Raw genomic sequence first — 18,797 nt, forward strand, 5'->3', positions numbered from 1 at the left:
AAAGATTAATTTAGCTGAGGCGCAGAGGCCCGGCACGGATGCCATGAACCTGGCTAATCCATGTCGAAACAGAGAAGGAGGAAGGGGGAACAAAATCGGTTTGTGCCGTCTGGCTTACGGTCACAGGCGGCTGATTGTCCTGCGTCAGCAGCGCATTAAGCGTATCAAGCAGGGCAAGATGCTGGGCCTGAACCGGCAGCGTTTCTTCAGCAACGGGCATCGTCTGCGGCGCCATCGCGAACGACAGATGGCGGATAACGGTGCGAATGGCGTGTTGCTGCCAGTAATCAACGGAGAAATTGGGACGACGGCTGGCTTCAAGCCAGGCGAGATTAGTAAAGTTAACCCGCGTGGTGAGATCGTGTTTGGTCGTCGTGGAACGTGCTGGCGTTGCCGCGTCTGCACTGTTGCTGAGCACAGGCAAGCCGAGACTCGCCGCGACCATCCCTAATAAGAGATGCGGCCAGAAGTAACGTCTGCCAAATTGTCGCCAGCGCGTCAGTATTCCGCTCACTTGCTCCACCACGTTCGCCCGCCGGTGCAGGCTGAATTCAGTTATTCTTTTTTTAGCGCCCAGATATTACCACTAAAGCCAATACACGGCAGCAGGAATGACACCTTGCAGCAGGTAAAAACGGTCAATAATGCAGCGAACACACCGTTATTCGGCACCTGACACGCGCCAGGGGTGAGAGGGGCAAATCAAAGAAAGGTAGAAATAAAAACGACTGGCTTCCCTGGTCGGAGAGAGTACCAGGTGAACCAGTCGCTTTTCTTACGAAACGGGTTTAACCGTTACGCCAGGACCATAGTCGGTGCTTTGAACGCCAGCGGCAGTTCAGCTTCGTCTTCGAAGGTCACATATTCCCAGGCTTCCTGTTTTGCCAGGACTGCCTGCAACAGTTTGTTGTTCAGTGCATGACCGGATTTAAACGCGGTAAAGGCACCAATGATATTGTGACCACACATGAAGAGGTCGCCGATCGCATCCAGCATTTTGTGACGAACAAATTCATCTTCAAAACGCAGGCCGTCTTCGTTCAGTACGCGATAATCGTCAACAACGATGGCACAATCGAAGCTGCCGCCCAGGCACAGGCCGCGGGACTGCAAATATTCGATATCACGCATGAAGCCGAAGGTACGCGCTCGGCTGATCTGACGCATAAACGCATCCGCAGAGAAGTTCATCGCGTAGCGCTGGGTGCTGGAATCAATCGCCGGGTGGTTAAAATCGATGGTGAAGTCCAACGAGAAACCATTGTACGGTTTGAATTCAGCCCATTTGTCGCCATCTTCGACGCGAACGGTCTCTTTAATGCGAACAAATTTCTTCGCGCAGTTCAGTTCTTCGATGCCGGCATCCAGCAGCAAATAAACGAACGGAGCAGCACTCCCGTCCATGATCGGGATTTCTGGCGCATCGACTTCAATAATAATGTTGTCGATACCCAGACCCGCCAGGGCGGCGTTCAGGTGCTCTACGGTAGAAATCCGCACGTCATGCTCGTTCACCAGACAAGTACAGAGCATAGTATCACGCACAGATTTGGCATCGGCCGGAAAATCTACCGGTGGATTCAAGTCGGTGCGACGATAGATGACCCCGGTATTGGCCGGCGCAGGGCGTAACGTCAGTGTGACTTTCTTGCCGGTATGTAAACCGACACCCGTCGCCTGAACGATACGTTTAAGTGTCCTTTGTTTGATCATCGTATAATCTCGCCAAATTAACTATCCAACCGAGAGTGTATATCACTAACGGTGGGCCAGTTTAGCACAAAGAGCGCAAATCCCCAAATTCCAGCCAATTCTTAGTCAGCTTGCTTACGCAGGAACGCCGGGATATCCAGATAATCTGGCTCTTTTGCCGTTTGTGGAGTCGGGTCGTTCACCACTTTTGCCGCTGGTTTTTGCTCCTGAGTCAGAGGCGCCATACCGTGCTGCTGGTAACGATCCATCACCGGCTGCTGAGTCTGTTTGTTGGTTACCAGGGTGATCTCAGGACGCTTGTCCATACCGATACCGGTGGCGACAACAGTCACACGCAGCTCGTCGTTCATTTCCGGATCAAGTGACGTACCGATTACCACGGTCGCGTTGTCAGAGGCGAACGCACGGATGGTGTTACCCACGGTTTCGAACTCATCCAGACGCAGGTCAAAGCCAGCGGTAATGTTGACCAGCACGCCGCGCGCACCGGACAGGTCGATATCTTCCAGCAGTGGAGAAGAGATCGCCATTTCAGCCGCTTCTTCCGCACGGTCTTCGCCGCTTGCCACGCCAGAACCCATCATCGCGTAGCCCATTTCGGACATCACGGTGCGAACGTCTGCAAAGTCAACGTTCATCAGGCCAGGACGGGTAATCAGTTCAGCGATACCCTGAACCGCGCCTTTCAGCACGTCGTTTGCTGCGCCAAAGGCGTCCAGCAGAGAAATACCGCGACCCAGCACTTTCAGCAGCTTGTCGTTCGGGATGGTAATCAGAGAGTCCACGTGCTTGGACAGCTCGGTGATACCCTGCTCCGCGAAAGCCATACGCTTCTTGCCTTCAAAGTTGAAAGGCTTGGTCACGACAGCAACGGTCAGAATACCTAAATCTTTAGCCACTTCAGCGACGACAGGTGCTGCACCGGTACCTGTACCGCCGCCCATACCCGCTGCGATGAAGACCATGTCAGCACCGTCCAGTGCAGCGCGCAGCGCTTCACGATCTTCTTCAGCCGCGTTACGGCCCACTTCCGGGTTAGCCCCTGCTCCCAGACCTTTGGTGATGCCACCACCTATCTGAATAGTCTGGCCAACAGCCGTTTTACGCAGTGCCTGTGCATCGGTGTTCACCGCGAAGAATTCAACACCTTCAATGCGCTCGCGCACCATATGCTCTACGGCGTTACCGCCGCCGCCACCGACGCCGATGACTTTAATCACCGCGTCGTTGGTTAATTCCATTGGTTCAAACATAGTTTCTCTCCGTTGTGCCTGTCGCCCGAGACCGCTAATTCTCTCCGGTCTCTTAAAAAATTAAAATTCTTTTCGCAACCAGGTGTTAAGTCGTTTGACCCACGACCCCACCGAGACGCGTTTTTCCACCTCTGCTTCACCACTTAAATGTGACTCTTTCCCGTAGTGCAGCAGGCCCACCGCCGTTGAATAGTACGGCTCCTGAGCATAATCCGTTAAACCGGTAATATTCAGCGGCGCACCGATACGCACCTGCGTATGGAACACGCGCTGAGCGCAGGCCGCAAGACCTTCAATTTGCGCTGCCCCGCCGGTTAATACAATCCCCGCCGCGAGATGATGTTTCACACCCTGCTGGCGAAGCTGTTCCTGTAACTGCAAAATCTCTTCGTTGACCAGGTTGAGCAGCTCGGTATAGCGCGGCTCAATCACCTCTGCCAGGGTCTGGCGTTGCAGGCTGCGCGGCGGTCGCCCACCTACGCTCGGCACTTCAACGCTTTCGTCTTTACCGACGATAGAGCCCAGCGCGCAACCATGGCGCACTTTAATCGCCTCTGCGTCGCTCGGTGGCGTACCAAAGGCGTAAGCGATATCGCTGGTCACCACATTCCCGGCGTACGGGATCACTTTGGTGTGGCGCAACGCACCGCCGGTATAGACAGCCATGTCCATTGTACCACCACCAATATCCACCACACAGACGCCCAGTTCACGTTCGTCTTCGGTCAGCACGGAATAGCTCGCGGCAAGACCGGCGAAAATAAGTTGGTCAACTTTCAGGCCACAACGTTCAACGGCTTTTACAATGTTCTTCGCCATATCGTTGTGACATGTGATCAGGTGCACTTTTGCCTGCATACGCACGCCCGACAGACCGACCGGATTCTTAATGCCTTCCTGGTAGTCGATCGCGTATTCCTGCGGGATCACATGCAGCACTCGGTGCTCGTCGCGAACGCGCACGGATTTCGCCGTGTGGACAACGTTCTCAACGTCTTCCTGCGTCACTTCTTCTTCGGAAATCGGCACCATACCGATTTCATTCTGGCAGCTGATGTGCTTACCAGAAAGGGCCAGATAGACAGAGGAAATCTGGCAATCTGCCATCAATTCAGCCTGGTCGATGGCGCGCTGAACGCATTTCACCACCGACTCAAGGTCGTTTACCCCACCTTTATCCATACCACGGGACGGGCAGCTGCCCACGCCAATGATATTGACCATACCGTCGGGCAGAACTTCCCCTACTAAAGCGGCAACCTTCGCGGTGCCAATCTCCAGTCCTACTACCAATTTTCTGTCCGTCGACTTGATCATTGTTGTTCTGCCTGTACCTGTGCCTGATTCTGTTGCTGATTAGGTTCCTCGACCGGAGCCGGCTCCCAACCGACTGCTGCGCCTGAGTCATAGCGCAAATCAACGTAGCTTATCCGTTTGCCATCCGTCTGCGCCTGCTGCTGTAAAACCGGGTAAAGTTCTACAAAACGCGCCAGACGTTTCATTGTGTCGCCGCGGCCAAGGTTAAGCTTAATGCCGTTCGTAAGCGTCAACTGCCAGGAGCGGCGCGCCGTCATCGCAGCTTCTTTTAACGCAAAACGATCCTTAGCCAGCACCTGCCCCATCTCACGAAAACCCTGCAAGACTTCGTTTTCGCTTCCTTCCGGGCCATACAACATCGGTAAATTCTGCTTGTTGACACGATCGCTCGGGACGCTGAACGAATTTCCGTCGACGTCAACCATATGCTGATCATTCCAACGCGCAATCGGCACATATTCAACCAGATGAATCTTCAATTCATCAGGCCATTGCTTTCTGACACTCGCCTGTTTAATCCAGGGCAGACGTTCAATCTGACTCTGGATAATGTTGACGTCCTGCGTCATAAAGGTGCCAGGCGACCCCAGTGCCAGAATAGACTGGCGAATGTCATCGTTACGCGTGTAGTGACGTTCCCCGGTCACCACCAGCTTCGACAGCGGCAACCGCTGCGCGTCTTCCATCCAGCCCAGCACCATCCAGCCGCTGATAAACACGGTGCACAGCACTCCGAGCAGGAAGATGATACCTGCAAGACGCGTACCATTACTCCGGCGCGAAGAAGTGTATTCTTCTTCCTCGCGGTTGCGCGTGTTCAATGCAGCCTGAGACATATCAGCCCGCCTGGTCCAGAATACGTACGACTAACTGCGAGAAACTCATTCCTGCCTGACGCGCCGCCATTGGCACAAGGCTATGACTGGTCATACCCGGCGACGTGTTTGCTTCCAGCAGATAAAATTTCCCGTCACCGTCGAGCATCACGTCGATGCGTCCCCAGCCACGGCATCCCAGAACATTCCAGGCTTTAAGCACCAGAGACTGTAATTCGGCTTCGCGTTCTGCTTCAAGGCCACCAGGACAGAAATATTGCGTCTCATCAGAGAGATACTTCGCCTCATAATCATAGAAGACTCCCGCAGGTTGGATGCGAATTGACGGTAAAATTTCTTCGCCAAGCATCGCGACGGTAAATTCCGGCCCGCTGAGCCATTTTTCAATCAATACTTCTTCATCGTGTTGAAATGCCAATGCTAAAGCGGACGCTAAATCGTCAGCTTTATCCACTTTGGACATTCCCACGCTCGACCCTTCGCGGCTCGGCTTGACAATAACCGGTAAGCCCAGCGCGGCAATGCGTGTATTAACGCTGTCCGACAGGCCTAATTCATATTCGCGACGCGTCAGTGCAACCCATGGCGCAACGGGCAGGCCCGCGCCCTGCCACAGCAGTTTGCTGCGCAGTTTATCCATGGAAATGGCAGATGCCATCACGCCGCTGCCGGTATACGGCATACCGATAAGCTCCAGCAGCCCCTGTAACGTGCCGTCTTCACCGCCGCGACCGTGCAACGCGATGAAGGCTTTATCGAAGCCCATCGCTTTCAGCTGCGTAACGTCTACGTCTTTCGGATCAACCGGGTGCGCGTCGACGCCCCCTTCACGCAGGCCCGCCAGCACGGCAGCGCCCGAATTCAGAGAAACCTCGCGTTCGGCGGAGGTGCCGCCAAACAGGACAGCAATCTTATCAGCCATGACGCTCGTCCTCCTGAGTTTGCGGCTTCAGTTTGATTTCAGCTAAGGTACGGGCGATTTTGCCGATATTTCCCGCACCCTGAATCAGGATCAGATCGTTGCCTGTCAGGACCGGGGCAAGCATTTCTGCCACCTGTGCCGGGTCGGGAACCAGAATAGGATCCACTTTACCTCGTCCACGGATGGTACGACATAAAGAACGACTGTCCGCACCCGGAATCGGATTTTCGCCTGCGGCATAAACGTCCAGCATCAGCAGGGTATCGACCTGCGAAAGCACGTTGGCAAAATCGTCGTACAGATCGCGGGTACGCGTGTAACGGTGCGGCTGGAAGATCATAACCAGATTCTTTTCTGGCCAACCCGCGCGTGCCGCTTTGATGGTGGCGTCCACTTCGGTCGGATGGTGACCGTAGTCGTCTACCAGCATCGCAGAACCTGGCTTACCGTTTACCGGCTCCAGTGGGAATTCACCGAGGAAGTCGAAGCGACGGCCCGTTCCCTGGAAGCTTTCCAGCGCTCGCAGGATCGCCTCATCGTCAATGCCTTCTTCTGTCGCAACCGCCACGGCCGCAGCCGCATTCAGGGCGTTGTGGCGTCCCGGCGCGTTCAGGGTGACACGCAGCAGGTCTTTGTCCTGACGTGCCAGGGTGAAATGCCCCTGCGCACCAATCTGCTTGTAATCTTCTACGCGTACGTCAGCGTCTTCGCTGAAACCATAGGTGGTGATTTGACGCCCGACGCGCGGCAGCAGCTCGCGGATCACCGGATCGTCCACGCACATTACCGCACGGCCATAAAACGGCAGATTGTGCAGGAAATTAATAAAGGTTTGCTTTAAGTTCTCGAAGTCGCCCTGGTAGGTATCCATATGGTCAGCTTCGATATTGGTGACGATCGCCACCATGGGTTGCAGATGCAGGAACGACGCGTCGCTCTCATCCGCTTCCGCAATCAGATAACGGCTGTGACCCAGACGCGCATGTACGCCAGCGGCTTTCACCAGACCACCGTTAACGAACGTCGGATCGAGACCCGCTTCCGCATAAATGCTGGAAACCATCGCCGTGGTAGTGGTTTTGCCGTGCGTACCGGCCACCGCAATGCCGTGACGAAAACGCATCAGTTCCGCCAGCATTTCCGCGCGACGGATCACCGGAATACGCGCCTCATGCGCGGCAACGATTTCCGGGTTATCTGCGGAGATTGCGCTGGATACCACCACCACGCTCGCATCGCTCACGTTTTCCGGGCGATGATTGAAATAGATAGTCGCCCCAAGCGACGCCAGCTGCTGCGTAACAGGGTTTGGCGCCAGGTCAGACCCGCTGATCTGATAGCCTTCGTTAGCTAACACTTCGGCAATACCGCCCATGCCAGCACCACCGATGCCGACAAAGTGAATGTGCCGGACGCGACGCATCTCGGGCACGATAGAACGCAGTTTTGCCAGTTGTTGTGTATTCATTCTCTAAACGCCATCGACTACTTCAAAAAAATCGTGCAGCGCAACACGCGCTGCGAGAATTATGCCTGGGCTGCCAGGCTCACTTCTTTTGCCACCCGTTCCGTTGCATCCGGGATAGCGGTCGCGCGCGCGCGTTGCGCCATCTCCAGTAATACATCCCGGTTCCAGCCCGCCAGGGTAGTGGCGACCGCCTCAGCGGTAAATTGTGGCTGCTCAAAAATTTTCGCCGCGCCCGCTTTCTCCAGCGGCAGCGCATTCCAGTACTGCTGTCTGTCTTTGTGCTGGAACGGCACGAACAGCGCAGGCAGGCCGGCGGCAGCGATTTCGCTCACCGTCAGCGCGCCCGAACGACAGACCACGACATCGGCCCAGGCATAGGCTGCGGCCATGTCATCAATAAATTCAGTGACCTTATGCTGCGGCTGACCTTCTGTCGCGTAGGCCTGCTCAACGGTCTGCTGTGCGCCCTTCCCGCTCTGGTGCCAGATGGTCACGGCATCACCCAGTTTTGCCGCAACCTGCGGCATCGTCTGGTTTAAGATACGTGCGCCCTGTGAACCGCCAACCACCAGCACACGCACCGGTCCTTCGCGACCGGCCAGACGCACCTCTGGCAGCGCCAGCGCCAGCACGTCTACGCGCACCGGGTTCCCTACGACATCTGCTTTCGGGAATGCCCCAGGGAAGGCCTGCATCACTTTGGTGGCAATTTTCGCCAGCCATTTGTTGGTCAAACCGGCAATACCGTTCTGCTCGTGCAGAACAACGGGGATCCCCAGCGACCACGCCGCCAGCCCACCAGGACCGGAAACGTAACCGCCCATACCCAGTACGACGTCAGGCTTAAAACGCTTCATAATGGCGCGCGCCTGACGCCAGGCGTTGAAAATACGCACCGGAGCCAGCAGCAGCGCCTTAATCCCTTTGCCACGAAGGCCGGAAATACGAATAAAGTCGATCTCGATACCGTGCTTCGGTACCAGGTCGGCCTCCATGCGGTCTGCGGTTCCCAGCCAGCGTACCTGCCAGCCCTGATCCATTAAATGGTGCGCAACCGCCAGCCCCGGGAACACGTGTCCGCCGGTACCGCCTGCCATCACCATTAACCGCTTCGGTTGATTCATCGTGAACCTCGTGTAAACGCCTGGGCTTTCTCCAGACGCGTTTCATAATCTATGCGTAACAAAAACATGATGGCCGTCGACATGATCAACAGACTCGAACCACCATAACTGATCAGCGGCAGCGTCAGGCCTTTGGTTGGCAGCATACCCGCTGCGGCCCCAACGTTTACCAGCGCCTGGAAGCTAAACCAGATACCAATTGAGCAGGCCAGGAAACCGGAGAAGCGATGATCGATCTCCAGCGCTTTACGGCCAATCGACATGGCGCGGAAAGCGACGAAGAATACCATTAATAGCGCCAATACCACACCGATATAACCCAGTTCTTCCCCAATAATGGAGAAGATGAAGTCGGTGTGCGCCTCCGGTAAATACTCCAGTTTTTGCACCGAGTTGCCCAGGCCTTGTCCCCAGACTTCGCCGCGACCAAACGCCATCAGCGACTGCGTCAGCTGATAGCCGCTGCCGAACGGATCTTCCCACGGGTTCCAGAACGAGGTTACGCGGCGGATACGGTATGGCTCGGCCAGGATCAGCAGCACAACCGCCGAGATCCCCATTCCGATAATGGCGATGAACTGCCACAGCTTTGCGCCCGCCAGGAACAGCATCGCCAGCGTTGTGACAAACAGTACGACTACCGTACCGAGGTCGGGCTGCGCCAGCAGCAGGATCGCGAGCACCAGAATCACGCCCATCGGTTTTAAGAAGCCGCGCAGGTTGTTACGAACTTCGTCGACTTTACGCACCAGGTAGTTCGCGAGGTAGCAGAACAGAGAGAGCTTGGTGAACTCCGCAGGCTGAATACGCAGTGGACCAAAGGCGATCCAGCGCGATGCCCCGTTAACGGAGCTCCCGACTACCAGTACAATCAGCAGCATAATAATCGACGCAATCAGCATGGCCGTACTGTGCCGCTGCCAGAACGTCATCGGCAGGCGTAAGGTGATCATCGCCAGGCAGAACGCCAGAATGATGTACAGCCCGTCACGCTTGGCAAACAGGAACGGATCGTTTGCCAGACGTTGTCCAACGGGCATTGACGCCGAGGTGACCATGATAAAGCCGATTGCTGCCAGCCCCAGCGTGAGCCAGAACAGCATACGGTCATACATGATCAGGCTGTCGGAATCTTTATCCCGGGAAGCCATCACCCAGCCTTTCAGCGCCTCAAACAGCCACACCAGGATGCCAAATCCTGGCAGGCGCGGCATTCTCAGGCGAGGGAGTGAAAAACGCATCAGCCTAACTCCTTCGCCAGGCGGGTAAAGAGATCGCCCCGCTGTTCGAAATTCTTAAATTGGTCGAGGCTGGCGCAGGCAGGCGACAGCAGCACCATATCGCCGGGCTTCACGCGCGGGGCAATAAGGCGCATCGCCTGCTCCATGGTCTCGGTTTGCTCGGCAACCTCAGGACGCAGCGCCGCCAGCTCGCGACCATCGCGACCAAAGCAGTACAGGCGCACGTTATCGCCGCCGAGATACGGCTTCAGCGAGGAGAAGTCGGCCGATTTACCGTCGCCGCCAAGCAGCAGGTGCAGCGTGCCGTCAACGTACAGGCCGTTCAGCGCGGCTTCGGTGCTGCCCACGTTGGTGGCTTTGGAATCATTAATCCAGCGCACGCCGTTATGCTCCAGCGCCAGCTGGAAGCGGTGCGCCAGGCCGGTAAAGGTGGTCAGCGCTTTCAGGCTGGACGATCGCGGCAGGCCAACGGCATCCGCAAGCGCCAGCGCCGCCAGGGCATTAGTGTAGTTATGCTGGCCAGAAAGTATCATCTCTTTCACGTTCAGCACCTTCTCACCTTTCACCCGCAGCCAGGTTTCGCCCTGCTGACGGTTGAGGTGATAGTCACCCATGTTAATACCGAAGCTAATGCAGCGATCGTCCGCGCCGCGCACCGGCATGGTGAGCGCATCATCGGCGTTCACCACGCAAACGTTGGCATTTTCATAGACGCGCAGCTTGGCCGCGCGGTACTGCTGCAAGCCGAACGGGTAGCGGTCCATATGATCTTCGGTGACGTTAAGGATCGTCGCCGCCGCCGCATGCAGGCTTGTGGTGGTTTCCAGCTGGAAACTGGAAAGCTCCAGTACAAACAGCTCACACCCTTTATCGAGCAGCATCAACGCGGGCAGACCAATGTTACCGCCCACGCCGACATTTTTACCCGCCGCTTTCGCCATCTCACCCACCAGCGTGGTGACGGTGCTTTTACCGTTTGAACCGGTAATGGCAACGATCGGGGCCTGCGCCTCCCGGCAGAACAGTTCGATATCGCCAACGATCTCAACCCCGGCATCCGCCGCAGCGCTCAGCGAAGGGTGCGCCAGCGCCATGCCCGGGCTGGCAACAATCAGATCCGCGGCCAGCAGCCACTCATCATTCAGACCACCCAGGTGGCGTTCAACCTGCTCCGGCAGCTTGTCCAGACCCGGCGGAGAGACACGCGTATCCATCACGCGCGGCGTCACGCCACGCGCAAGGAAAAAGTCCACGCAGGAGAGCCCAGTCAGGCCCAACCCGATGATAACGACTTTTTTGCCCTGGTAATCTGCCATGATTAACGTACCTTCAGCGTTGCCAGGCCAATCAGCACCAGCATCAGCGAAATAATCCAGAAGCGCACAATGACGCGCGGCTCCGGCCAGCCTTTCAGTTCATAGTGGTGGTGAATCGGTGCCATACGGAAGATGCGCTGACCGCGCAGCTTGAAGGAACCGACCTGCAAAATCACCGACAGGGTCTCAACCACAAACACACCGCCCATGATCACCAGCAGGAACTCCTGACGCAGCAGCACCGCAATAATGCCCAGCGCGCCGCCCAGCGCCAGCGAACCGACGTCGCCCATAAAGACCTGCGCCGGATAGGTGTTGAACCACAGGAAGCCGAGACCCGCCCCGACAATCGCCGTACAGACGATCACCAGCTCACCCGCGTGACGCAGGTACGGAATGTGCAGGTAGTTAGCAAAGTTCATGTTACCGGTCGCCCACGCTACCAGCGCGAAACCGCCGGCGACAAAAACGGTTGGCATGATGGCCAGGCCATCCAGACCATCGGTCAGGTTGACGGCGTTACCGGTGCCGACGATGACAAAATAGGCCAGCAGGATGTAGAACAGCCCCAGCTGCGGCATCACGTCTTTGAAGAACGGCACCACCAGCTCGGTGGCCGGGGTGTCTTTACCCGCCAGGTACAGCGCGAACGCCACGCCCAGCGCAATCACCGACATCCAGAAATACTTCCAGCGGGCGATCAGGCCTTTGGTGTCTTTGCGCACGACTTTGCGGTAATCATCCACGAAGCCGATGATCCCGTAGCCAACCAGAACCGTCAGCACGCACCAGACGTACGGGTTAGACGGATATGCCCACAGCAGAACGGACACCACAATCGCGGTCAGGATCATGATCCCACCCATGGTCGGCGTACCGCGCTTGCTGAAATGCGATTCCGGACCGTCGTTACGCACAACCTGGCCGAAAGAGAGTTTTTGCAGACGGGCAATCATGCGCGGGCCCATCCACAGCGAGATGAACAGCGCAGTCAGCAGGCTGACGATGGCGCGAAACGTCAGATAGGAAAAGACGTTAAAGCCTGAATAATATTTGACCAAATGTTCGGCCAGCCAAACTAACATGTCCCGTTCTCCTGTAATGCGTGCACAACCTCTTCCATGGCGGCACTACGTGAACCTTTAACTAAAACAGTCACAATTTGTTTTTCTGCAATCAGCGCCTTCAGGCGTTCAATCAGTGCAGATTTATCGGCAAAATGTTCGCCAACTTCACTGGCATCAGAAATAGCCTTGCTCAGCGTGCCGGCGCTCAGTACGCGGTCAAGTCCTGCCGCTTTCGCCGCTTCGCCAACCTGAATATGGCAGGCTTCGCTTTCATCACCCAGCTCGGCCATATCGCCCACAACCATCACCCGATAGCCCGGCATTTCAGACAGTACCTGCACGGCCGCCGTCATGGAGCCGACGTTGGCGTTGTAGGAGTCATCCAGCAGCAGTTTGTTTTCAGCCAACTGAATCGGGAACAGACGTCCCGGCACGGCCTTTAAGTTTGCCAGACCTGCTTTGATCGCATCGTGTGAAGCACCTACCGCCATCGACAGCGCTGCCGCGGCAAGCGCGTTGGCGATGTTATGACGACCCGGCAGCGGGAGCAGCACGTCAATGTCGCCCGTTGGGGTAGAGAGGGTGAACTCAGTACCGTGTGACGTCACATGAATGTTGGTCGCCGAAAAATCGCTGTTTGCCGCGTTTGGCGAGAAGCGCCATGTCTTGCGTGAACCAATGATGTTCTGCCAGTTCAGCCAGTCGTTGTTATCGGCGTTCATGATGGCGATGCCGTCATCCGGCAGGCCGGTATAGATTTCACCTTTCGCTTTCGCCACGCCTTGCAGCGAACCAAAACCTTCAAGATGTGCCGCCGCCAGGTTATTCACCAGCGCCGCTTCCGGACGCGTCAGGCTCACGGTCCAGGCGATTTCGCCCTGGTGGTTAGCCCCTAACTCAATCACCGCATATTCATGCTCTTTGCTCAGGCGCAGCAGCGTCATCGGCACGCCGATGTCGTTATTAAGGTTGCCCGCCGTATAAAGCGTGTTGCCGCACTGGCTGAGGATGGCAGCCGTCATCTCCTTAACGGAGGTTTTTCCCGACGAGCCCGTCAGCGCCACTACGCGGGTCGGCACCTGCTGGCGAACCCATGCCGCCAGCTCGCCAAACGCCAGGCGCGTATCTTTCACCACAATCTGCGGCAGATCGATATCGAGCTTGCGGCTGACCAGCAGCGCGCCGGCGCCGTTATCTTTGGCCTGCTGTGCAAAATCGTGGGCGTCAAAACGTTCGCCCTTCAGCGCCACAAACAGGCAGCCCGCAGTCACTTTACGGGTGTCGGTCGTCACGGCCTCGATGGTCAGATCCTGACCATGCAGTGCCCCCTGCAATACCGCAGCGGCCTGGCTTAAGGTAATGCTAATCATGCCACCACTCCCAGCAGACGCGCTGCCGTCACGCGGTCCGAGTAATCCAGACGACGATTGCCGACTATCTGATAATCTTCATGACCCTTACCGGCCAGCAGAACCACATCATTCTCCTGCGCCTGCATAATGGCGTTAGTCACGGCCTCCGCACGGCCTTCGACCACGCGCGCGCGGCCCGCATCCAGCATGCCGGCCAGAATGTCGTTGATAATGGCACGCGGCTCTTCGGTACGCGGGTTGTCATCGGTCACCACCGGAATATCCGCGAACTGCTCGGCAATCGCGCCCATCAGCGGTCGTTTGCCCTTGTCGCGATCGCCGCCGCAGCCAAATACGCACCAGAGCTTGCCTGCGCAGTGCAGACGCGCCGCTTCCAGCGCTTTTTCCAGCGCATCCGGCGTGTGGGCGTAATCCACCACCACCGTCGGCTTGCCCGGTGCGCTGAACACTTCCATTCGGCCACAAACCGGTTGCAGACGCTCAGCCGTTTTCAGCAGCTCCGCCATCGGGTACCCCAGCGCCAGCAGCGTCGCCAGCGCCAGCAGCAGGTTGCTGACGTTAAAGGCCCCCATCAGGCGGCTTTCGATCTCACCGTCGCCCCAGGTGGAAGTAAAGCGGATCGTCGCCCCGCTATCGTGGTAGTTCACCTCGACCGCCTTCAGCCAGCGGCCACGGCAGTTCGGGTTAATATGATCTTCCATCGACACCGCTACCGCATCCGGCAGTTTTTCCAGCCAGCGGCGACCGACTTCGTCGTCGGCGTTAATGATCGCCTGTCCGTGGTGGTGAGTGGAATAGAGCAGCCATTTCGCCGCTTCGTAGTGTTCCATATCACCGTGATAATCAAGGTGATCGCGGCTCAGGTTGGTAAAAACGGAGGCGGCAAATTTCAGCGCCGCCACGCGATGTTGTACCAGGCCATGGGAAGAGACTTCCATCGCGGCAAAGGTCGCCCCCTGCTCTGCAAGGCCCGCCAGCACACGCTGCACGTCAACCGCCGAGCCGGTGGTGTTTTCCGTCGGGCTGACTTTGCCCAGAAGACCGTTCCCCACCGTGCCCATGACGGCGCCGGTTTCGCCCAGCAGCTGCGCCCACTGCGCCATCAGCTGGGTTGTGGTGGTTTTTCCGTTGGTTCCTGTCACACCAACCAGCTTTAACTGGTCGGAAGGTTCGTGGTAAAAACGTCCTGCCAGCGCGGAGAGACGCTCATTCAGCTGGCTGAGATAGATGACCGGCACGCCGTGCATTTCACGGATCTCACCGTCTGTTGCCTCATCTTTGGCCTCAGCAATAACGGCAGCAACACCTTGCGCAATCGCCTGCGGGATATAACGACGCCCGTCCGCCTGATGACCTACCACTGCCACAAAAAGATCGCCAGCAGCCGCTACGCGGCTGTCCAGTACCATCTCTCGCAGTGCTCGCGCAGGTAGCATTGGCACCCACGGAGCAAGAAGGTCGCGCAAATTACGATCTGCCACCTGTTCCCTCGCCTTGATTAATTACAAATTCACTTTTTTCGCCCGTCGCCAGCGCATCCGGTTCAATATTCATGGTGCGCAACACGCCGCCCATAATAGCCCCGAATACAGGCGCGGAGACGGCGCCGCCGTAGTACTTACCCGCCTGCGGATCGTTAATGACAACCACCAGCGCAAAACGCGGATTGCTTGCAGGCGCTACGCCTGCGGTATAGGCAATGTATTTGTTGATATAGCGGCCGTCCGGCCCCACTTTTTTAGCCGTACCGGTTTTAATGGCGATACGGTAGCCCTTAATCGCGGCCTTCACGCCGCCACCGCCAGGCAGCGCAACGCTTTCCATCATATGCACAACGGTACGCACGATAGATTCAGGGAAAACACGCTCACCCGGAACCGGTGGATCAACTTTGGTGATCGACAGCGGGCGATAAATGCCATAGCTGCCAATCGTTGCGTAGACTCGCGCTAACTGTAACGGGGTTACCATTAGCCCGTAGCCGAAAGAGAAGGTGGCCCTCTCTATGTCAGACCACCGTTGTTTTTGAGGATATAAGCCACTGCGTTCTCCGACCAACCCCAAATTGGTCGCCTTTCCCAGCCCAAAACGTGAATAAGTATCTACTAACGCTGAGGACGGCATCGCTAACGCCAGCTTTGACACACCGACGTTACTCGACTTCTGTAAGACCCCGGTCAGGGTCAGTTCGCTGTACCGCGCCACGTCTTTGATTTCGTGACCGTTAATTCGGTAAGGGATGGTATTCAGAACGGTATTTTCGTTGACGATGCCTCGCTGTAGAGCCGTCATCACCACCATCGGTTTTACGGTTGAGCCGGGTTCAAACACATCGGTGATTGAGCGGTTACGCATCGCATCTTTTGCTGTACCGGCAAAATTATTTGGGTTGTATGAAGGGCTACTGGCCATCGCCAGCACTTCACCTGTCGCCACATCCACCAGCACGGCACTGCCCGATTCCGCTTTGTTAAACGCCACGGCGTTGTTCAGCTCGCGGTAGACCAGCGCCTGCAAGCGCTCATCAATACTCAGAGCAAGGTTGTGCGCGGCCTGACTGTCTGTCGAGGAAATGTCTTCAATGACGCGGCCATAGCGGTCTTTACGTACGATTCGCTCGCCGGGCTGGCCGGTCAGCCATTTATCGAAGCTTTTTTCAACGCCCTCGATCCCCTGGCTGTCGACGTTAGTGAAGCCAATGAGGTGAGCGGTTACTTCGCCGGAAGGATAGTAGCGGCGGGATTCTTCACGAAGATGAATGCCCGGCAGCTTCAGCTTTTTAATATAGTCAGCCATATCAGGGTTTACCTGACGGGCCAGATAGATAAAGCGCCCTTTCGGGTTGGCATTCACGCGGGAAGCCAGCTGGTCCAGCGGCATTTTTAACGCGTCTGCGAGCGCCTTCCAGCGGTTATCCAGCGAGATCCCGCCGGCGTCGTGCAGTTCCTTCGGATCGGCCCAGATTGCCTTCACCGGCACGCTTACCGCCAGCGGACGGCCGGAGCGGTCGGTGATCATCCCACGAGAGGTAGAGACTTCCTGCACGCGCAGAGAACGCATATCACCCTGACGTACCAGCATGTCGGGGGCGATGATTTGCAGCCACGCCACGCGGCCCAGCAGGAAACCCAGCGCCAGTAAAATGCAGCCGCAAAGCAACGCAAAACGCCAACTGACAAAGTTGGCCTGTTCTTCCTGACGTTTTGGTTTTAGCGTTTTTGCCGCTGCTTTCATGCGTCGCGTTTTCCCTTATTTTTGTACTACGATATTTTCCTGCGAAGGATCAACATGCTGCAATTGCAGCTTTTCCGTTGCGATCCGTTCAACCCGGCTGTGATCGCCGAGCGCATTTTCTTCAAGGATCAGGTTTCGCCATTCAATATCCAGCGCATCGCGCTCCAGCACCATCTGCTCGCGCTGCGCAGTCAATAAACGGGTATGGTGCGCGGTAGTGACCACCATGATTGCCGTCACAATGATGCAAATGAACAAGCAGAGTGGCAGCTTCCCAAACCGCAAAAGATCGTCGCCGATCACGCCAGGCAAGGCATGGCGCTCGTTGCTTCCTAACGATCCCTTAACTTTGCTTAGGGTCTCTGTCACTCTGCCGATCATGCGTTCGTCCTCTCTGCAATGCGCAGCACTGAACTACGGGCACGTGGATTCTCTGCCACCTCTTCTTCGCCCGGCATCAACTTGCCTAATGCTCGCAACTGACGGCCGCCCAGTTTACTGAGTTGTTCTTCCGTCATCGGCAGCCCCGCTGGAACCTGTGGACCGCGGCTCTGTTCACGCATAAAACGCTTCACGATGCGATCTTCCAGCGAATGGAAGCTGATGATGGATAACCGCCCACCCGGGGCCAGCACGTCGAGCGAGCTTTTTAGCGCCAGCTCTATTTCCTCCAGTTCACTGTTTACCCAGATGCGAACCGCCTGGAAGGTACGGGTCGCAGGATGTTTGTGCTTATCCTTCACCGGCGTTGCCGCCGCGATGACTTCTGCCAGCTCTTTGGTGCGAGTCATTGGCTCAATACGGTTGCGCTCAACGATGGCGCGCGCGATACGTTTGCCAAAACGCTCTTCGCCGAAGGTTTTAATCACCCAGGCGATATCCGCTTCGTCGGCGGTTTGTAACCACTCGGCGGCAGACTGACCGCGGGTGGGGTCCATACGCATATCCAGCGGACCGTCGCGCATAAAGGAGAAGCCGCGTTCTGCATCATCAAGCTGTGGTGAAGAGACGCCAAGATCGAGGAGGATCCCGTCGATTTTGCCGGTCAGGTCGCGCTCGGCAACATAATCCGCAAGCGCAGAGAAAGGTCCATGCACGATGGAAAAGCGAGGATCATCGATGGTTTGCGCAACGGCAATCGCCTGCGGATCGCGGTCAATTGCCAGCAGGCGTCCTTCCGCTCCAAGCTGAGAGAGAATCAAACGCGAGTGACCACCGCGACCAAAAGTGCCATCGATATAGATGCCGTCCGGACGAATATTCAGGCCGTTAACGGCCTCGTCCAGCAGCACCGTTGTATGTTTATAATTTTCCATCATATTTATAGTGACAAGTCCTGCAACCGTTCCGACAATGTTGCGGAATCAGATTGCTCAGCGTCGATATCTTCCTTGACCTGTTGATACCAGGTCGTTTCGTCCCACAGTTCAAACTTGTTGAACTGCCCGACCAGCATCACTTCTTTTGTCAGACCAGCATGTTGCCGCAACACCGGCGCAATCAATAATCGCCCGGCGCTATCCATCTGACATTCACTGGCATGACCCAATAACAGCCGCTGCACACGGCGTTCCTGCGGGTTCATGCTCGACAGTCGTGACAGCTTTTGCTCAATGATTTCCCATTCAGGCAAAGGGTAAAGCAGCAGGCAGGGGGAGTTGATGTCAATGGTGCAAACCAGTTGACCCGAAGCGTTCTCGATCAGCTGGTCGCGGTATCGGGTTGGTACCGATAAACGCCCTTTGCTGTCGAGATTGACTAACGTTGCTCCACGGAACATGCCAGCCTCACCCCTCCTCACCACTTTAACCCACAAATTCCCACCTGAAGGAGTTTACGGAGCGAGGGAAAAGCTTGTCAAGCCAGGACTCTCTCTATACCGGGGCGAAAGCACCGTATTTACAGAGCAAGAGTGACCTGGCTAATAACTACA

Annotated in this window: 17 protein-coding genes; all 17 read right to left on the minus strand. The window is 56.5% G+C overall.

What is annotated here, in order from left to right; translation table 11 throughout:
• Positions 1-10: 10 nt before the first annotated feature.
• The gene (gene secM, locus N5C09_RS14460; RefSeq protein WP_279749284.1) at positions 11-514 is read right to left on the minus strand and encodes a secA translation cis-regulator SecM; all 504 of its coding nucleotides are present in this window, start codon (positions 512-514) and stop codon (positions 11-13) included.
• Between the two features lie 281 nt (positions 515-795).
• Positions 796-1,713, minus strand: a complete 918-nt coding sequence (gene lpxC, locus N5C09_RS14465) for a UDP-3-O-acyl-N-acetylglucosamine deacetylase (protein WP_279749285.1) — start codon at positions 1,711-1,713, stop codon at positions 796-798.
• A 101-nt stretch (positions 1,714-1,814) separates the two neighbouring features.
• Positions 1,815-2,966 carry a cell division protein FtsZ gene (gene ftsZ / locus N5C09_RS14470; protein ID WP_003856338.1) on the minus strand — a complete coding sequence of 384 codons (1,152 nt, stop codon included), beginning with the start codon at positions 2,964-2,966 and terminating at the stop codon, positions 1,815-1,817.
• 60 nt (positions 2,967-3,026) lie between these two features.
• Positions 3,027-4,283 (minus strand): cell division protein FtsA, encoded by a 1,257-nt coding sequence (gene ftsA, locus N5C09_RS14475; RefSeq protein WP_003856340.1) that lies wholly within the window; start codon positions 4,281-4,283, stop codon positions 3,027-3,029.
• Positions 4,280-5,119: a cell division protein FtsQ gene (ftsQ, locus tag N5C09_RS14480; RefSeq protein ID WP_063450653.1), complete on the minus strand. Its 840-nt coding sequence runs from the start codon at positions 5,117-5,119 to the stop codon at positions 4,280-4,282. Before ftsQ ends, ftsA begins: the two co-directional genes overlap by 4 nt.
• 1 nt (position 5,120) lies before the next feature.
• Positions 5,121-6,041 carry a D-alanine--D-alanine ligase gene (locus N5C09_RS14485; RefSeq protein WP_279749286.1) on the minus strand — a complete coding sequence of 307 codons (921 nt, stop codon included), beginning with the start codon at positions 6,039-6,041 and terminating at the stop codon, positions 5,121-5,123.
• Positions 6,034-7,509, minus strand: a complete 1,476-nt coding sequence (murC, locus tag N5C09_RS14490) for a UDP-N-acetylmuramate--L-alanine ligase (protein ID WP_063450655.1) — start codon at positions 7,507-7,509, stop codon at positions 6,034-6,036. The genes N5C09_RS14485 and murC overlap by 8 nt, the downstream gene beginning before the upstream one ends.
• Positions 7,510-7,568: 59 nt before the next feature.
• Positions 7,569-8,633, minus strand: coding sequence for an undecaprenyldiphospho-muramoylpentapeptide beta-N-acetylglucosaminyltransferase (gene murG / locus N5C09_RS14495; RefSeq protein ID WP_279749287.1), 1,065 nt, complete (start codon positions 8,631-8,633; stop codon positions 7,569-7,571).
• Positions 8,630-9,874, minus strand: a complete 1,245-nt coding sequence (gene ftsW / locus N5C09_RS14500; RefSeq protein ID WP_063450657.1) for a cell division protein FtsW — start codon at positions 9,872-9,874, stop codon at positions 8,630-8,632. The genes murG and ftsW overlap by 4 nt, the downstream gene beginning before the upstream one ends.
• Positions 9,874-11,190 carry a UDP-N-acetylmuramoyl-L-alanine--D-glutamate ligase gene (gene murD, locus N5C09_RS14505; protein ID WP_279749288.1) on the minus strand — a complete coding sequence of 439 codons (1,317 nt, stop codon included), beginning with the start codon at positions 11,188-11,190 and terminating at the stop codon, positions 9,874-9,876. Before murD ends, ftsW begins: the two co-directional genes overlap by 1 nt.
• 2 nt (positions 11,191-11,192) lie before the next feature.
• On the minus strand, positions 11,193-12,275 hold the full coding sequence (mraY, locus tag N5C09_RS14510) for a phospho-N-acetylmuramoyl-pentapeptide-transferase (protein WP_003856353.1): 1,083 nt from the start codon (positions 12,273-12,275) through the stop codon (positions 11,193-11,195).
• On the minus strand, positions 12,269-13,627 hold the full coding sequence (murF, locus tag N5C09_RS14515; RefSeq protein ID WP_112791986.1) for a UDP-N-acetylmuramoyl-tripeptide--D-alanyl-D-alanine ligase: 1,359 nt from the start codon (positions 13,625-13,627) through the stop codon (positions 12,269-12,271). The genes mraY and murF overlap by 7 nt, the downstream gene beginning before the upstream one ends.
• A complete protein-coding gene (gene murE / locus N5C09_RS14520) occupies positions 13,624-15,111 on the minus strand; it encodes a UDP-N-acetylmuramoyl-L-alanyl-D-glutamate--2,6-diaminopimelate ligase (protein WP_279749289.1) in 1,488 nt (495 codons plus the stop codon). Before murE ends, murF begins: the two co-directional genes overlap by 4 nt.
• A complete protein-coding gene (ftsI, locus tag N5C09_RS14525) occupies positions 15,098-16,864 on the minus strand; it encodes a peptidoglycan glycosyltransferase FtsI (RefSeq protein ID WP_063450661.1) in 1,767 nt (588 codons plus the stop codon). Before ftsI ends, murE begins: the two co-directional genes overlap by 14 nt.
• Positions 16,865-16,879: 15 nt before the next feature.
• Positions 16,880-17,245 carry a cell division protein FtsL gene (gene ftsL, locus N5C09_RS14530; RefSeq protein ID WP_063450662.1) on the minus strand — a complete coding sequence of 122 codons (366 nt, stop codon included), beginning with the start codon at positions 17,243-17,245 and terminating at the stop codon, positions 16,880-16,882.
• Entirely contained in the window at positions 17,242-18,183 is a 942-nt protein-coding gene (gene rsmH, locus N5C09_RS14535; protein ID WP_279749290.1) for a 16S rRNA (cytosine(1402)-N(4))-methyltransferase RsmH, read from the minus strand. The genes ftsL and rsmH overlap by 4 nt, the downstream gene beginning before the upstream one ends.
• Before the next feature lie 2 nt (positions 18,184-18,185).
• Positions 18,186-18,644, minus strand: a complete 459-nt coding sequence (gene mraZ / locus N5C09_RS14540) for a division/cell wall cluster transcriptional repressor MraZ (RefSeq protein ID WP_014830641.1) — start codon at positions 18,642-18,644, stop codon at positions 18,186-18,188.
• Positions 18,645-18,797 lie beyond the last annotated feature (153 nt).

Origin of the sequence: Enterobacter sp. GD03975 (assembly GCF_029838645.1) — a bacterium.
Lineage (GTDB): Bacteria > Pseudomonadota > Gammaproteobacteria > Enterobacterales > Enterobacteriaceae > Enterobacter > Enterobacter quasihormaechei.

Coding starts and splice junctions, on each gene's coding strand:
- ftsL (WP_063450662.1), bottom strand. CDS start 17,245: ATGATCGGCAGAGTGACAGAGACCCTAAGCAAAGTTAAGGGATCGTTA.
- ftsI (WP_063450661.1), bottom strand. CDS start 16,864: ATGAAAGCAGCGGCAAAAACGCTAAAACCAAAACGTCAGGAAGAACAG.
- mraY (WP_003856353.1), bottom strand. CDS start 12,275: ATGTTAGTTTGGCTGGCCGAACATTTGGTCAAATATTATTCAGGCTTT.
- murD (WP_279749288.1), bottom strand. CDS start 11,190: ATGGCAGATTACCAGGGCAAAAAAGTCGTTATCATCGGGTTGGGCCTG.
- ftsQ (WP_063450653.1), bottom strand. CDS start 5,119: ATGTCTCAGGCTGCATTGAACACGCGCAACCGCGAGGAAGAAGAATAC.
- murC (WP_063450655.1), bottom strand. CDS start 7,509: ATGAATACACAACAACTGGCAAAACTGCGTTCTATCGTGCCCGAGATG.
- murG (WP_279749287.1), bottom strand. CDS start 8,633: ATGAATCAACCGAAGCGGTTAATGGTGATGGCAGGCGGTACCGGCGGA.
- murF (WP_112791986.1), bottom strand. CDS start 13,627: ATGATTAGCATTACCTTAAGCCAGGCCGCTGCGGTATTGCAGGGGGCA.
- ftsW (WP_063450657.1), bottom strand. CDS start 9,874: ATGCGTTTTTCACTCCCTCGCCTGAGAATGCCGCGCCTGCCAGGATTT.
- mraZ (WP_014830641.1), bottom strand. CDS start 18,644: ATGTTCCGTGGAGCAACGTTAGTCAATCTCGACAGCAAAGGGCGTTTA.
- N5C09_RS14485 (WP_279749286.1), bottom strand. CDS start 6,041: ATGGCTGATAAGATTGCTGTCCTGTTTGGCGGCACCTCCGCCGAACGC.
- ftsA (WP_003856340.1), bottom strand. CDS start 4,283: ATGATCAAGTCGACGGACAGAAAATTGGTAGTAGGACTGGAGATTGGC.
- ftsZ (WP_003856338.1), bottom strand. CDS start 2,966: ATGTTTGAACCAATGGAATTAACCAACGACGCGGTGATTAAAGTCATC.
- rsmH (WP_279749290.1), bottom strand. CDS start 18,183: ATGATGGAAAATTATAAACATACAACGGTGCTGCTGGACGAGGCCGTT.
- lpxC (WP_279749285.1), bottom strand. CDS start 1,713: ATGATCAAACAAAGGACACTTAAACGTATCGTTCAGGCGACGGGTGTC.